Below are 17107 nucleotides of genomic sequence, written 5' to 3' on the forward strand. Positions count from 1 at the left end.
AAGTTATTCGCACAAAAAGGCTTTTTGTATAGTTCTCTTAAAAGGGCTTTTTCAATTTTGAAATATTTTGTAGCTAATTGTTAAAAAAATGAAAAATTATCATTTTTAAATGTGTTGATTTCTTGGTTATTGTCAAATTGTTGTAATAAATGAAAATTGTGTCTTAAAATGCTATTTTTTTGACGTTTTTGGGATGTAGGATTCTGTTCATTTGTACCATAAATATTTAATGATAATTAAGCCAAACATTTACAAGCAGTTTGTTTTTCAATTGTATAAAAAAATAAAGGTGCGAGTAAACATGTTCGTTTAACAATTTAAAATTAACATTATGCATATTAAAAACACTTTTTTAGGACTTACAGGTATGTTGTTGTTTTCTACAGCAGCTTACAGTCAGGTAGGTATAGGGACCCTGAGTCCGCATCAGTCCTCGCAGTTAGATGTGACCGCGACGGATAAGGGATTACTGATACCACGTATTAGGCTAATACAAACTTCGCTGCAAGCCCCTGTTGTGGGTACTGCTGCGGTTAGTTTGTTGGTTTATAATACTGAAACGATTAATGATGTTACCCCAGGGTTTTACTACTGGAATGGATTAAAATGGGTAAGAATCATTGGCAAAGATGAAATTGGTAATTTCCATGAAACAGTTACAAGACTGGTAAATAATGGAGATGGAACTTATAATTACGAAAATGAAAATGGTGATATAACTACTATTAATATTAAGGGAGATGTAGCATTATATCAGACCTTGACATCATTAGTTTATGATGCAACAACACAGGTTCTAACTTATAAAGATGAAGACAATAGGTCTCATCAAATTACTTTGTCTAGTTTAAAAGGAGAACAAGGTCCAATTGGACCAGCAGGTCCTGCAGGGCAAGTAGGTACAGAATCTGGAAAAGGTGCACCTGGACAGGCAGGTACACCCGGTGCACCTGGAAAAGATATTAATATTTATACAGATATAAATACGAATATTGTTTATGTTCAGAATCCTGACGGAAGCTGGACTCCAATTAATGGACCTGAAGGTAAACCGGGAGAAAAAGGAGAAAAGGGTGAAGCAGGAAAAGTAGGTACAGAATCTGGAAAAGGAGAGCCTGGGCAGGCTGGTACACCTGGTGCACCTGGAAAAGATATTAATATTTATACAGATATAAATACGAACATTGTTTATGTTCAGAATCCTGACGGAAGCTGGACACCAATTAATGGACCTGAAGGTAAACCAGGAGAAAAAGGTACTGACGGTACTAATGGTAAAGACTTCAAATATGAAGATTTCACGCCGGAGCAATTAGTTGGATTAACTGGACCACAAGGTGCAGCAGGAACAAACGGTACTAATGGTATTGACGGAAAAGATTTCAAATACGAAGACTTTACACCAGAGCAATTAGTAGGTTTAACTGGACCGCAAGGTACAGCAGGAGCAAACGGAGCTGATGGAAAAGACGGTTCTAATGGAACTGACGGAATAAACGGAGCTGACGGAAAAGATTTTAAATATGAAGACTTTACACCAGAACAATTAGTAGGTTTAACTGGACCGCAAGGTACAGCAGGAACCAATGGAGCAGATGGAACACACGGAGTTGACGGAAAAGATTTCAAATACGAAGATTTCACACCAGAACAATTAGTTGGTTTGACTGGTCCACAGGGAGAACGTGGATTAACAGGAATTAAGGGGAGTCCTGGTGCAAATGGAACTGACGGAACAAACGGTACTAATGGTATTGACGGAAAAGACTTCAAATATGAAGATTTCACGCCAGAGCAATTAGTAGGTTTAACTGGACCACAAGGTACGGCAGGAACAAACGGTACTAATGGTATTGATGGAAAAGATTTTAAATACGAAGATTTTACACCAGAGCAATTAGTTGGTTTAACTGGACCACAAGGTACAGCAGGAACTAATGGAAAAGATGGTGTTGATGGAACAAACGGTACTAATGGTATTGACGGAAAAGATTTCAAATACGAAGATTTCACACCAGAACAATTAGTTGGTTTAACTGGGCCACAAGGTGCAGCAGGAACAAACGGAAAAGATGGTGCTGACGGAACAAACGGAACAAATGGTACTGATGGAAAAGATTTTAAATATGAAGATTTCACACCAGAACAATTAGTTGGTTTAACTGGACCACAAGGTGCAGCAGGAACTAACGGAAAAGATGGTGCTGACGGAACAAACGGTACTAATGGTATTGATGGAAAAGATTTCAAATATGAAGACTTCACACCAGAGCAATTAGTTGGTTTAACTGGACCACAAGGTACGGCAGGAACAAACGGTACTAATGGTATTGATGGAAAAGATTTTAAATACGAAGATTTTACACCAGAGCAATTAGTTGGTTTAACTGGACCACAAGGTACAGCAGGAACTAATGGAAAAGATGGAGTTGACGGAACAAACGGAACAAATGGTATTGACGGAAAAGACTTCAAATATGAAGATTTCACGCCAGAGCAATTAGTTGGATTGACAGGACCAAAAGGTGCTGACGGAACAAACGGAACTAATGGAGTTGACGGAAAAGATTTCAAGTACGAAGATTTTACGCCAGAACAATTAGTAGGTTTAACTGGACCACAAGGTGCAGCAGGAACAAACGGAACAAATGGAGTTGACGGAACAAATGGTATTGACGGAAAAGATTTCAAATACGAAGATTTCACACCAGAGCAATTAGTTGGTTTAACTGGACCTCAAGGTGCAGCAGGAACAAACGGAAAAGATGGAGTTGACGGAACAAACGGTACTAATGGTATTGACGGAAAAGATTTCAAATATGAAGATTTCACACCAGAACAATTAGTAGGTTTAACTGGACCACAAGGTGCGGCAGGAACAAACGGAAAAGATGGTGTTGATGGAACTAACGGAACTAATGGTACTGATGGAAAAGATTTCAAATACGATGATTTCACACCGGAACAATTAGTTGGTTTAACTGGGCCAGAAGGAGCAGCAGGAACTAACGGAAAAGATGGAATTGACGGAAAAGATTTCAAATATGAAGATTTCACACCAGAGCAATTAGTAGGTTTAACTGGACCAAAAGGTGCTGACGGAACAAACGGAGTTGACGGAAAAGATTTCAAATACGATGATTTTACACCGGAGCAATTAGTTGGTTTAACTGGACCACAAGGTGCAGCAGGAACTAATGGAAAAGATGGTGTTGACGGAACAAACGGAAAAGATGGTGTTGATGGAACAAACGGAACAAATGGTGCTGACGGAAAAGATTTTAAATATGAAGATTTTACGCCAGAACAATTAGTAGGTTTAACTGGACCACAAGGTACAGCAGGAACTAACGGAAAAGATGGAGTTGACGGAAAAGATTTCAAATACGAAGATTTCACGCCAGAGCAATTAGTTGGATTAACAGGTCCAAAAGGTACTGATGGTACAAACGGAACAAATGGAGTTGACGGAACAAACGGTACTAATGGTATTGATGGAAAAGATTTCAAATATGAAGATTTCACGCCAGAGCAATTAGTTGGATTAACAGGACCAAAAGGAGTTGACGGAACAAACGGTACTAATGGTATTGACGGAAAAGATTTCAAATATGAAGATTTCACACCAGAGCAATTAGTTGGATTAACTGGACCACAAGGTGCATCAGGAACAAACGGGAAAGATGGTGTTGATGGAACAAACGGTACTAATGGTATTGATGGAAAAGATTTCAAATACGAAGATTTCACACCAGAGCAATTAGTTGGTTTAACTGGACCAGAAGGTGCTGACGGAACAAACGGAAAAGATGGAGTTGACGGAACAAACGGTACTAATGGTATTGACGGAAAAGACTTCAAATATGAAGATTTCACGCCAGAGCAATTAGTAGGTTTAACTGGACCACAAGGTACGGCAGGAACAAACGGTACTAATGGTATTGATGGAAAAGATTTCAAATACGAAGATTTCACACCAGAGCAATTAGTAGGTTTAACTGGGCCACAAGGTGCTGACGGAACAAACGGAGTTGACGGAAAAGATTTCAAATACGAAGATTTCACGCCAGAACAATTAGTTGGATTAACTGGACCACAAGGTGCAACAGGAACAAACGGAAAAGATGGTGTTGACGGAACAAACGGTACTAATGGTACTGATGGAAAAGATTTCAAATACGAAGATTTCACACCAGAACAATTAGTTGGTTTAACTGGACCTCAAGGTACAGCAGGAACAAATGGAAAAGATGGAGTTGACGGAAAAGATTTCAAATACGAAGACTTTACGCCAGAACAATTAGTTGGATTAACAGGTCCAAAAGGTACTGATGGTACAAATGGAACTAACGGAAAAGATTTCAAATATGAAGATTTCACACCGGAGCAATTAGTAGGTTTAACTGGACCACAAGGTGCGGCAGGAACAAACGGAGCTAATGGAAAAGATGGTTCTAATGGAACTGACGGAGCTGACGGAGTTGATGGAAAAGATTTCAAATACGAAGACTTTACGCCAGAACAATTAGTTGGATTAACTGGACCACAAGGTGCAACAGGAACAAACGGAAAAGATGGTGTTGACGGAACAAACGGTACTAATGGTACTGATGGAAAAGATTTCAAATACGAAGATTTCACGCCAGAACAATTAGTTGGATTAACTGGACCACAAGGTGCAGCAGGAACAAATGGTACTGATGGAAAAGATGGTGCGGTAGGTCTTCAAGGTCCACAAGGTATCGCTGGAACTGATGGAGCAAAAGGTGATAAAGGTGATACTGGAGCGCAAGGTGCACAAGGTATCGCTGGAGCTGACGGAGCAAAAGGTGATGTTGGAGCAACAGGAGCACAAGGTTTACAAGGACTTCCTGGAGCAAAAGGAGATACTGGAGCGCAAGGTCCACAAGGTATCGCTGGAACCGATGGAGCAAAAGGAGATAAAGGAGATACTGGAGCACAAGGTTCACAAGGTCTTCCTGGAGTAAAAGGTGATACGGGTGTACAAGGTATTCAGGGTATTGCCGGAGCAAAAGGAGATAAAGGAGATACTGGAGCGCAAGGTCCACAAGGTATCGCTGGAACAACTGGTGCAAAAGGAGATAAAGGTGATGCTGGAGCAACTGGAGCGCAAGGTTTGCAAGGTCCGATAGGATTAACTGGTGCTGCCGGAGCAAAAGGAGATACCGGGGCAGCTGGAGCAACTGGAGCAACTGGAGCAACTGGAGCACAAGGTATTCAGGGAATTGCTGGTCCAACAGGTCCTGCCGGAGCAAAAGGTGATACCGGAGCAGCCGGAGCAAGAGGATTGCAAGGTATTCAGGGTGTTGCTGGGTCTACTGGTGCAGCTGGCGCAACCGGTCCTGCTGGAGCAACAGGAGCAACGGGTCCTGCGGGTCCTGTGTATACTGCTGGTACAGGAATAGCAATTAATGCTTCAACTCGTGTAATTTCAGCATTAAATACGTCAAATTTATGGAATGCGAATCAATTGCAAGGTAGACCAATAAGTACTACAGCACCTACAGCATTTCAGGTTTTGTCATGGAGTGGATCAAGCTGGACGCCAGCATCAATAAATATCCCAATAGAGCCATGGCGTGTGTCTGGAACAACAACAGAAGCTACTGGTAATACTCAAAATATCTATCAAATGGGTAGAATTGGTATTGGGACAACTAATCCAGGAAAAGAACTAAGTGTTGTAGGTAATGCTGTAATAAGTAAAACATTACAGTTAGACGGTGAAAATGTTGGTGATGGTACTACGAGAACGGGTATGTTTTTTGGAACCACAACTAGTGGAGAAGGAATAACTTCTAACAGAGGTACTGCAGCAAATGGTAATGTATATGGATTGGACTTCTGGACAAACAATAATAAACGTATGTCTATAGCTTCTAATGGTAATGTAGGTATAGGTTTAATAGCGCCAGGTAGGAAACTGGATGTTAATGGTGTAATCAGAGGAAGTGTTATGCAAATTAATCCAGGAAATTTATCAGGTAATTATGCAAATCCTGCCGAATTGAATTTTGTTAGAAATGCAAATAATGATCGTTGGATAATGGGGTCATCGCTTAATGGTAGGGGTAATGATATATTTGAGTTAGCTCACGTAACTGGATCGAATGGATTTGAAAACAGAGTATTTATTTATGATAAAATAAGCTCAAGTTTAGCGATTAATCAGGCAGGTGTAAATACTTCATATAGATTCTATGTAAACGGTGCATCAGGTGGAACAACCGCTTGGACAAATGCTTCAGACAGAAGATATAAAAAGGACATAACGCCAATTGTAAACGCTGTAGATAAAATTATGAAAATAAAAGGAGTTGGTTATAACTGGAGAAAAGACGAGTTCAAAGAAATGTCTTTTGCTGATAAACACCAGTTAGGAGTTATTGCTCAGGATATCGAAAAAGTATTGCCAGAAGCAGTAACGGTAGATGACAAAGGGTATTACTCTGTTTCTTATACCACGATTATTCCGGTATTGGTTGAAGCTGTTAAAGAACAACAGAACGAAATCAAACTTAAGGATAAAAAGATGGAAGAGTTACAACAAACTCAAAAGAAACAACAAGCTGAATTAGATAGTTTAAAAGAAGCTGTAAAACAGTTATTATCTAAAAAATAGTAAAAAGCAGCGCAGTCTTCCTAAAGAAGGCTGTGCTCAATTTTAATCAGAAAAAGAAAAATGTGAGAATTATTTATTTATTCAAGCATTTTTTTTTTTGATTAAAATCTTAGCAAACAGGATAATGATGTGCTACTGTTGTTTAAATCAATGTAAGTTAAATTGTGTCTTAATCTGATGTTTATTTGACGTTTTTGGTTATACGCATTTCGTCTCTTTGTAATATAAATTTTTAATAACAAAAGCGATGGAATTTAAAATACTTTTTACAATGATTTGCACCCTGATTTTTACAGCAATCACTTATAACAAAGTTGGTTTTAGAACACTAAGCCTAAACTTAAGGAAGATCAATTTGAATCGTCCTCTCTCTATGACAAATAAAAAATAGAGTTTTAAAATATTTAAAATAAGCACATACTAAAGCTGTGCTTTGATTTCTAAATCTGCATTTCGCAGCAAATTGAATTCTTATGAAAAACAGATTCCCATTTATAAAAATAACAACAATTTTCAGTATCGCTTTCTGTGGCTCTGTTGGTCATGTGCAGGCACAGTTGTTAAATCCGGATCAGATAAAAGTAGCACCCGGAACTATAATGTCAGTACATTTTGATTTTAAAAATGCCGCAACAGGAGAGTTTATTAATGACGGACAGGTACACATTTTTAATCATTGGACCAATGACGGAAAAGTTGATTTTACCCCTTCGCAACAAGGAACAACGTATTTTACAGGAAAAGAAGAGCAAATTATTGATGGAGATCCTTCATCCTTACATTCCCGTCTTCAAAATGTTGTTTTCGATAATAACACTGCAGCATCTCCTTTTATACTGGCGACGGATATTTCGGTTTCCGGTAATGCAGCGTTTAAACAAGGTATTGTTGATGCAGACAGTTTTAACGGAAAAGTAATTTTTGATACCAATGCAGCACATTCTAATACCAGCAACGCCAGTTTTGTTGATGGAAGAGTAAGCAAAATAGGAACCGCAGGTTTTGAATATCCTGTTGGAGATGCCAATTATTATCGTCCGTCAATACATGCAAATTCAGGTGATAACGGAGATATATATACATCACATTATTTTTTACAAGATTCAGATTCTGCTTATCCGCATAGCAGTAAACAAGAGAATATACAGTTGATAGATAATAAGGAATACTGGGAGATTACAAAAGATAACGGACAAACAAACATTGTTCTTTCATTAACATTAAACCCGGATACAACCCCATCTTATATCTATGATAATATAGTCGGGACACATATTCAAATAGTAAGATGGGATCTTGCATCCGGAAAATGGATTTCTGAAGGCGGAGTTACAGATGCAGGACAAACTATGGTTACTGCACAAGTCTCAGATTACGGAATTTTTACTTTAGCAAGAGTTACCAAAGTAGATGAAGAGGAAGATGATCTAATTGTTTACAACGCAGTCTCGCCAAACGGAGATGGTAAAAATGATTACTTCCATATAAAAAACATAGAGAATTATCCTGATAACACCGTAGAGATTTACAACCGATGGGGAGTTATGGTTTTTGAAACCCATGGTTATAACGGAAATGATCGTGTTTTCAGAGGGTTTTCAGATGGGCGTGTAACGGTTAATCGTGGTGCGGGATTGCCAACCGGAACTTATTTCTACATCCTGAAATATAAAACAAAAAAAGGGATGAAAGATAAATCAGGCTATCTGTATATCAATATGGATAACTAAAAAGATTGTTAGTAATTATAAATAATATGAATTGTACAGGTTTTGTAGCTTTTACAGCCTGTAACTAATTCTCTAAAAATAATTAAAATGAATATAAAAAATATAAGATTATTGATAGTTATTTTGCTGACTTGCAATTTTATGAATGCACAGCAGGATTCGCAGTATACCCAATATATGTACAATCCGAGTTTGATAAACCCTGCGTATGCCGGTTCTCGTGATGTAATGAGCATTTTTGGACTTTATCGTGCACAATGGATTGGGTTGGAAGGAGCTCCAAAAACAGGAGCAGTATCGATGCACACACCAATTGAGAATTCAAATCTTGGTATGGGAGTTTCCATTTTTAATGATCGAATCGGGCCTTCAGACGAAACCAATTTGTCAGCAGATTTATCGTACACAATTGATGTTTCTTACCGCTATAAACTAGCATTTGGGGTAAAAGGAAGTATAAATTTATTAAATGTCGATTACACCAAACTGGATATGTTTGATCCTTCAGATCCAAGGTTCCAGAACAATGTCGAAAATAAATTTGCGCCAAATGTAGGAACCGGAATTTACCTGTATTCAGACAAGACTTATTTTGGTCTTTCGGCTCCAACATTGCTTCAGACTAAAAATTATGACAGGTCTACTACCTATGTAAACACACAAAACATTCATTATTACTTAATGGCAGGACATGTCTTTGATTTAGATTACAACCTTAAATTCAAACCATCGACCTTAGTAAAAATGACAGAAGGAGCTCCTTTACAGGTAGATTTATCAGCCAACTTTTTGTTTAACGAAAAATTTACTGCCGGAGTTGCCTACAGATGGAGCGCTGCTTTAAGTGGAATGGTAGGTTTTCAGGCAACTGATGGGCTATTTATAGGATATGCTTATGATGCTGAAACAACAAAATTAGCCAACTATAATTCAGGTTCGCATGAGATCTTCTTACGATTTGAACTGTTCAAAAAATTCGACAAAATAGTTACCCCAAGATTCTTCTAAACAGATAGTTATTATGAAATCAAAAATAGTACTCAGCGCCTTAATTTTGATCCTTGGATTAGAAGGTTACGCTCAGAATAATAAAATTAAGAAAGCAGAAAAGCAATACGAACAACTGGCTTATATTGATGCAATAAAGATTTACGAAAATGTTGCTGAAAAAGGATATAAATCTGTCGATTTGTTCCAGAAATTAGGAAACGCCTATTATTTTAATGGTGATTTGCAAAAGGCAAACAACTGGTATGCTGAGCTTTTTGCGCTAAATCAAACCGTTGAACCAGAATATTATTATCGTTATTCTCAAACATTAAAGGCAGTTGGCGATTATGAGAAAGCCAATAAAATGCTGGATGCATTTTATTACATCAAAGGCAATGATTCCAGAGCTAAATTGTATGAAGCAAACAAAGATTATTATGCTGTAATTCAGGAAAATTCAGGACGATATGCGATTGAAACGATCGGAATTAACTCGAATATGTCCGATTACGGAACGTCCTTTTTAGGTGATAAAATTGTATTTGCAAGTACCCGTGAAGAAATAGGTGTTTCAAAACGTGTTCAAAAATGGAATAATCAGGCTTTTACCACTTTATATACGGCAAAAGTCGATGAAAACGGAACTATAGAAAAACCAAAAGCATTATCGAACATTGTAAATTCTAAATTTAATGAAGCTACTCCGGTTTTTACAAAAGACGGACAAACCATGTATTTTACCAAAAACAATTACAATGAAGGTAAAAAAGGAAAAGATTCAACAGGGCGTATTTTATTAAAAATATACAAAGCAACACTGGAAAATGGAAAATGGACAAAAATAAAAGAATTGCCTTTTAATAGTAATGATTTCAGTACAGCACATCCGGCTTTAAGTACTGATGAAAAAACATTATACTTTGCGTCCAACAGACCTGGTTCATTAGGCGATTCGGACATTTATAAAGTGAAAATTTTTGAAAATGACCTTTTTGGAAATCCGGAGAATCTGGGGAACAAAATTAATACAGAAGGAAAAGAAACATTCCCATTTGTATCGGCAGAAAATGAACTTTATTTTTCTTCAGACGGACATCCCGGATTAGGAGGTTTAGATGTTTTTGTTGCCAAAATAAACGCAGATGAAACCTTAGGAAATGTATCCAATGTTGGAGCTCCTGTAAATGGTGCTATGGATGATTTTGCTTTTATCATTAATACAAAAAACAGCATAGGATATTTCTCTTCCAATCGTGATGGCGGAATGGGATATGATGATATTTATCGATTCACAGAAACTAGAAAACTCGAATATCAGCAAACAATATTAGGTACTGTGGTAGACAAAGAAACACAAAATCCTTTGGCTGCTGCCAAAGTAACAATTTTGGATGAGCAAATGAATATTGTAGGAGAACTGATTACCAACGACAAAGGAAAATTTACTTATGATACAGCTAAAGGTGGAAAAGTATATTATGTAAGAGCTGTAAAAGAAGATTATCAGACTGTTGAAGGTAAAATTGCATTACCTCGTGAAAACGGAAAAACAGCAATTACGATTCCTTTAGAAAAGAACATTAAACGACTTACTTCAGGTACTGATCTTGCAAAAGTTTTTGGAATTGAGCTGATTTATTTTGATTTAGACAAGTACAATATTCGTCCTGATGCCGCTTTAGACATTACTAAAGTAATTGAAGTCATGAAGGAATATCCAACAATGAAAGTTGAAGTTGCTTCGCATACAGACAGCAGAGCGTCTAAAGCTTACAACCTTACTTTATCACAAAAAAGAGCAAAATCTACTCTCGAATTTATGGTGAAATCCGGAATTTCAAGAGACAGATTAACAGCAAAAGGTTATGGGGAAAGCAAACTGGTAAATAAATGTGCCGACGGTGTAGAATGTTCAGAAGAAGAACATGCACAAAATAGAAGAAGCCAGTTTATCATTTTATCCATGTAGAAACTAGCAGGTTATGATTTATGAGATTTTAGAAATGTAATTCCAAAGCAAAGAATTTGTGATATCTCAATGATCTTTTATAAAAACTATAAGATAATAAAGATGTTAAATACCAACACAATCCAAGATAAAACTCAGACTCATTCCCTTGCAGGGAAAGTCATCTCTAAAATTCAGAATTCAGTAGCTCTTCTTTTAGAGAAAATGTTTTCTAAAAAGGAAAATAAGAATTCGGATGCCTTTTTAGATTTAGAATATGATTCTAATTGCAGTTTGAGTTTTTGGCTTATGGATTCCTATATGGAAGATCTAATAGAAAAACCGTTATTGACCCAACTTTCGGATGATAATTCGCAAGTAACATTAGAGAAATGCGGAATGGGAGTCTGGCACTGGGATCTTACAACAGATATAGTTTTCTATTCTGCAGAATCCTTTAAAATACTTGGTACAGACTCAGATGATGTATTTGATAACTGGGGAAAATGGTGTAAAATAATACACCCCGAAGATTTAGAAAACTTTTGCAGTTATACAAAAAATATCATTGACGATCAGAATACGGAACATGAACATTGTTACCGCGTATTAACAAACAGCGGTAAATACAAATGGATTATTGACAAAGCAAAAGTCGTAAAGAGAAATAGTGTGGGTAAACCACTAAAAGTGGCAGGTGTACATACTGATATTAGTTTCAGGGGAGAGAAAGAAATTAAGCTGGAGGAAACTATCAGACATATTAGTAAACAAAATAAACAATTAGTGAATTTTACCCACATCGTTTCTCATAATTTAAGATCCCATACAGGAAACCTGAAGTTATTACTGGATGTTAACGATTTGATAGGGGAAGGTAATTATGATGAGACGTTTGCCAATTTAAAAATTGTCTTTAACGACCTTAACGAAACGATTGCACATTTATCCGATGTAGCGAGTGTTCAGGATAAAGCAAACATAGTGATAGAACCAGTAGACGTAGCTTTGTTTTTAAATAAAGTGATAACGGTTATTAGTCCTTTGATTGATGAAAAGAAAGTAGTGGTAATAAACCACGTTCCCGAAGGATCAGTAATCAATTTTAATCCCGCCTACTTAGAAAGTATATTGTTGAATTTAAGCACCAATGCCCTTAAATATGCCTCATCAGAAAGAGTGCCAATGGTTAGATATCATTTTTATGAAGAAAACCATAAAAAGATTTTGACCGTGACAGATAATGGTTTGGGAATCGATTTGGAAAAATATGGCGAAGTACTGTTTGATATATTCAGAACATTTCATTCTGCAGGCAGAGGTTCGGGCTTAGGTTTGCACATGGTAAAAAGTCAGCTCGACGCAATGCAGGCAAAACTGGAAGTAACCAGTGAAGTAAATGTAGGGACCTGTTTTAAAATAATCTTTAAAGATTAAGTATTGAAATCTGGCACTAAACCGGTCAACACAAACAGAACTAAGAGAAAAATCTTAAAATATAAAAAAACAAAAGACGATAACCGAAAAAAAGTTTAACGACTAATGAAAGACTTAAGAAAATTCATTGACCTGCATGATGGAGAAGATGACAGAGAAAAAACACTGGCAGGCATAAAAAAAAATGTTGATTTTAAAGGATCAAACCTTTGGATATTAGCCTGTGCCATAATTGTAGCCTCTGTTGGATTAAACGTAAACTCGACAGCAGTAATTATTGGAGCAATGTTAATTTCACCCTTAATGGGACCAATTGTAGGAGCAGGGTTTGCATTGGGAATTTATGATTTTGTATTATTAAAACGTTCCCTTAAGAATTTATTCATTGCAACAATTGTGAGCCTTTCTGTATCAACGATATATTTTATGCTTAGTCCTTTCAAAGACGTGCAGTCAGAATTACTGGCAAGGACATCACCAAATATATATGATATTTTAATCGCCTTTTTTGGCGGAATAGTAGGAGTAATTGCCGTAACAAGAACCGAAAAAGGAAATCCAATTGCAGGAGTTGCTATTGCAACCGCATTAATGCCTCCGTTATGTACCGCGGGATATGGCCTTGCAACGGGGCAATGGTCTTTTTTCTTTGGGGCATTTTATCTGTACTGCATCAATTGCGTGTTTATCGGGATTGCTACATTTTTAATCATTAAGTATTTAAGGTATTCTCCTAAAGTACAGGTAGATGCAAAAAAAGCAAAACAAGTAAAAATAATTATTTCAGTACTTATTGCTGTAATGATTTTACCAAGTAGCTATTTGGCTTACTCGTTATACAAGCAACAGAAATTTAGTAAAAGCGTAGATAGTTTTATTGAAAATGAATTTACTCAGAAAGGCTTTACTGTAATCTTTAAAAAGATAGATTTTAATGCAAATCCTAAAAAAGTAGAACTAGCATTTTTATCTAAATATTTCGAGAAAAGTGATTTTGTACAATTAGACAGTCTGATTAATGCCAATCAGGATTTAAAAGGAATTAAACTTGTTATACGACAGGATAACGCAAATAAGCTGAATGTTTTAAAAGGTGATATACTGAATCAGATTAAAAACAGTGAAAACACTTTAAATGCAAAGGACATAAAAATCCTTCAATTGCAAAAAGAATTAAGTTCAGCAAATTTTGATAACAGACAACTTCTGAACGAAAGCCGAATTTTGTTTCCTTCGATAACATCGCTTTCTGTATCCAAAAATAATAGGGCAGAGCAAGAGGATAAAAACACAACATTTACCGCTGTAATTTATGCCTCAGAAACCAATTTGAATACTGGGGATAAAGAGAAATTCAAAAATTGGTTAAACAAAAGGTTAGCTGTTACAAATATTGAAATTTTCAGAAAAGAGTAATATGCAGAAAATCGCAACTTTTGGCAGATTGTTATAAAAGAAAAAACAGTCAAAAAGCTGTGATAAAAAAGCAGTAAAACCACTATTATCTTAAAAATAGCTAAAAACTAGCCCGGTTTTTCTAAAAATACCGGGTTTAATTTTAATCATTTAAAGAAAAAATGTACGAATTATCTAATGATTCGAATATTTGTTTTTTGATTAATCGCTAATAAAATTGCTTTAATCGATGCTTTTATTGGTTAAAAAGCAGTAAAAACCGTCAAATACCTTATTGTGTTATTTATTTGACGTATTTGGGTATATGCATTCCATTTCTTTGCAGAGTAAATTTTTGATAACAGTTCAAAGGTATTTACAAGTAACAAAAAACAATTTTGTTTTGGATTTTGTTTTTAAAAAATAGAGATAGGAATCTGAATATTAAATTAATACTAATCAAGCTAAAAAATAGGCTTGGAAAACTAACTAGAAATCAAAAAGTGACATATTTAATTTTATCCGGCTATTAAAGGATTAAAGTGAAATTTTTGATTTTAAAACTATAAAATTAAATTTTATGAAAAATAAATTTCTTCCCTTCGTTTTTTTATTGAGTGCTTATTCAGCTTATTCCCAAGTTGGTGTAGGAACTCTTGAGCCTAATCCTTCTTCTCAGTTAGAAGTAGTGGCAACAAATAAAGGTGTTTTAATTCCTAGAATTGAATTAAAAAGTGCTGCAGACGTATCAACCATTGCTAATGGTAATGTAAACAGTTTGTTGATCTTTAATACAGCAAAAACTTCTGATGTTACTCCAGGTTACTACTACTGGTATGATAACAAATGGAATAAAATTCTGGTTTCAGGAGAGGTAAATCTTTCAGAAGGAACCGTTGTTTTTAATCCGGTAACTAATGAGTTTACCTATACAAACGCTGGTGGAGTTGAAGAAAAAATTGATTTTAGTACTATTATTGGTGCGAATGAAACAAAAACGACAATAACAAATAATAACAACGGTACTTATACCTACAATGCAGAAGCTGGTACTTATACTATTGATGTTTTAGGAGATGTTCAGAATAACTTCCAGTCAATTATTGATAATACAAGTGTAAAAAATATTCTGAAAAGTTTTGTTACTAAAGTAGAGGGAAGTGTTTCATTTGATGCAACAAAAAATGAATTCACTTATGTAGATGCAAGCGGAGCAACTCAGGTAATTAACATTGGAGATCTTATCAAAAACAGTGAAACAAAAACAACTTTAGTAAGCAATAACGACGGTACTTATACTTATAATGCCGAAGGTAATGCAGTATTTACAATTGATGTTTTAGGAGATGTTGCAAATAACTTTCAAACAATTGTAGACAATTCAAGTGTTCAAACAATCCTTAACACCTTTATTTCAAAAGCAGAAGGAAATGTTACTTATGATACAGTAAACAATCAGTTTACTTATGTAGATGCAAGCGGAAACAAACAAGTTGTAGACATCAGCGATTTAGTAAAAAATGGAGAAACAAAAACAACTTTAGTAAACAATAACGACGGTACTTATACTTATAATGCCGAAGGTAATGCAGTATTTACAATCGATGTTTTAGGAGATGTTGCGAATAACTTCCAGACTATTGTAGATAATTCAAGCGTTCAGACAATCCTGAATAGTTTTATTTCAAAAGTAGAAGGAAATGTATCTTATGATGCAGTAAACAATCAGTTTACTTATGTAGATGCAAGCGGAAACAAACAAGTTGTAGATATCAGCGATTTAGTAAAAAACGGAGAAACAAAAACAACTTTAGTAAACAATAACGACGGTACTTATACTTATAATGCCGAAGGTAATGCAGTATTTACAATCGATGTTTTAGGAGATGTTGCAAATAACTTCCAGATTATTGTAGATAATTCAAGCGTTCAGACAATCCTTAACACCTTTATTTCAAAAGCAGAAGGAAATGTTACTTATGATACAGTAAACAATCAATTTACGTATGTAGATGCAAGCGGAAACAAACAAGTTGTAGACATCAGCGATTTAGTAAAAAATGGAGAAACAAAAACAACTTTAGTAAACAATAACGACGGTACATATACTTACAATGCCGAAGGTAATGCAGTATTTACAATCGATGTTATAGGAGATGTTGCAAATAACTTCCAGACTATTGTAGATAATTCAAGCGTTCAGACAATCCTGAATACCTTTATTTCAAAAGCAGAAGGAAATGTTACTTATGATGCAGTAAACAATCAGTTTACTTATGTAGATGCAAGTGGAAATAAGCAGGTTGTAGACATTAGTGATTTAGTAAAAAATGGAGAAACTAAGACAACTTTGGTAAGCAACAGCGACGGTACATATACTTACAATGCCGAAGGTAATGCAGTATTTACAATCGATGTTATAGGAGATGTTGCAAATAACTTCCAGACTATTGTAGATAATTCAAGCGTTCAGACAATCCTGAATACCTTTATTTCTAAAGCAGAAGGAAATGTTACTTATGATACAGTAAACAATCAATTTACGTATGTAGATGCAAGCGGAAACAAACAGGTTGTAGACATCAGCGATTTAGTAAAAAATGGTGAAACAAAAACAACTTTAGTAAGCAACAGCGACGGTACATATACTTATAATGCCGAAGGTAATGCAGTATTTACAATCGATGTTTTAGGGGATGTTGCCAATAACTTCCAGACTATTGTAGATAATTCAAGTGTTCAGACAATCCTGAATACCTTTATTTCAAAAGCAGAAGGAAATGTTACTTATGATACAGTAAACAATCAATTTACGTATGTAGATGCAAGCGGAAACAAACAGGTTGTAGACATCAGCGATTTAGTAAAAAATGGTGAAACAAAAACAACTTTAGTAAGCAACAGCGACGGTACATATACTTATAATGCCGAAGGTAATGCAGTATTTACAATCGATGTTTTAGG

7 protein-coding genes are annotated in these 17107 nt (G+C 35.7%); all 7 read left to right on the top strand.

The genetic code is table 11. The features are described from left to right. Positions 1 to 331 precede the first annotated feature (331 nt). On the top strand, positions 332 to 6643 hold the full coding sequence (locus tag KHA98_RS06470) for a tail fiber domain-containing protein (protein WP_213256450.1): 6312 nt from the start codon (positions 332 to 334) through the stop codon (positions 6641 to 6643). 473 nt (positions 6644 to 7116) lie between these two features. Beyond that, positions 7117 to 8373 carry a gliding motility-associated C-terminal domain-containing protein gene (locus KHA98_RS06475; RefSeq protein ID WP_213256452.1) on the top strand — a complete coding sequence of 419 codons (1257 nt, stop codon included), beginning with the start codon at positions 7117 to 7119 and terminating at the stop codon, positions 8371 to 8373. An 87-nt stretch (positions 8374 to 8460) separates the two neighbouring features. Next, positions 8461 to 9381, top strand: a complete 921-nt coding sequence (locus KHA98_RS06480; RefSeq protein WP_213256454.1) for a PorP/SprF family type IX secretion system membrane protein — start codon at positions 8461 to 8463, stop codon at positions 9379 to 9381. A gap of 13 nt (positions 9382 to 9394) precedes the next feature. Beyond that, positions 9395 to 11332, top strand: a complete 1938-nt coding sequence (locus KHA98_RS06485; RefSeq protein WP_213256456.1) for an OmpA family protein — start codon at positions 9395 to 9397, stop codon at positions 11330 to 11332. Positions 11333 to 11434: 102 nt separating this feature from the next. Further along, a complete protein-coding gene (locus KHA98_RS06490; RefSeq protein ID WP_213256458.1) occupies positions 11435 to 12748 on the top strand; it encodes a sensor histidine kinase in 1314 nt (437 codons plus the stop codon). 105 nt (positions 12749 to 12853) lie between these two features. Next, positions 12854 to 14164, top strand: a complete 1311-nt coding sequence (locus KHA98_RS06495; protein ID WP_213256460.1) for a DUF389 domain-containing protein — start codon at positions 12854 to 12856, stop codon at positions 14162 to 14164. Between the two features lie 559 nt (positions 14165 to 14723). Continuing rightward, positions 14724 to 17107: hypothetical protein (locus tag KHA98_RS06500; RefSeq protein WP_213256462.1), on the top strand; the 2384-nt coding region annotated here is incomplete at its 3' end.

Source organism: Flavobacterium branchiicola (assembly GCF_018383905.1).
GTDB lineage: Bacteria > Bacteroidota > Bacteroidia > Flavobacteriales > Flavobacteriaceae > Flavobacterium > Flavobacterium branchiicola.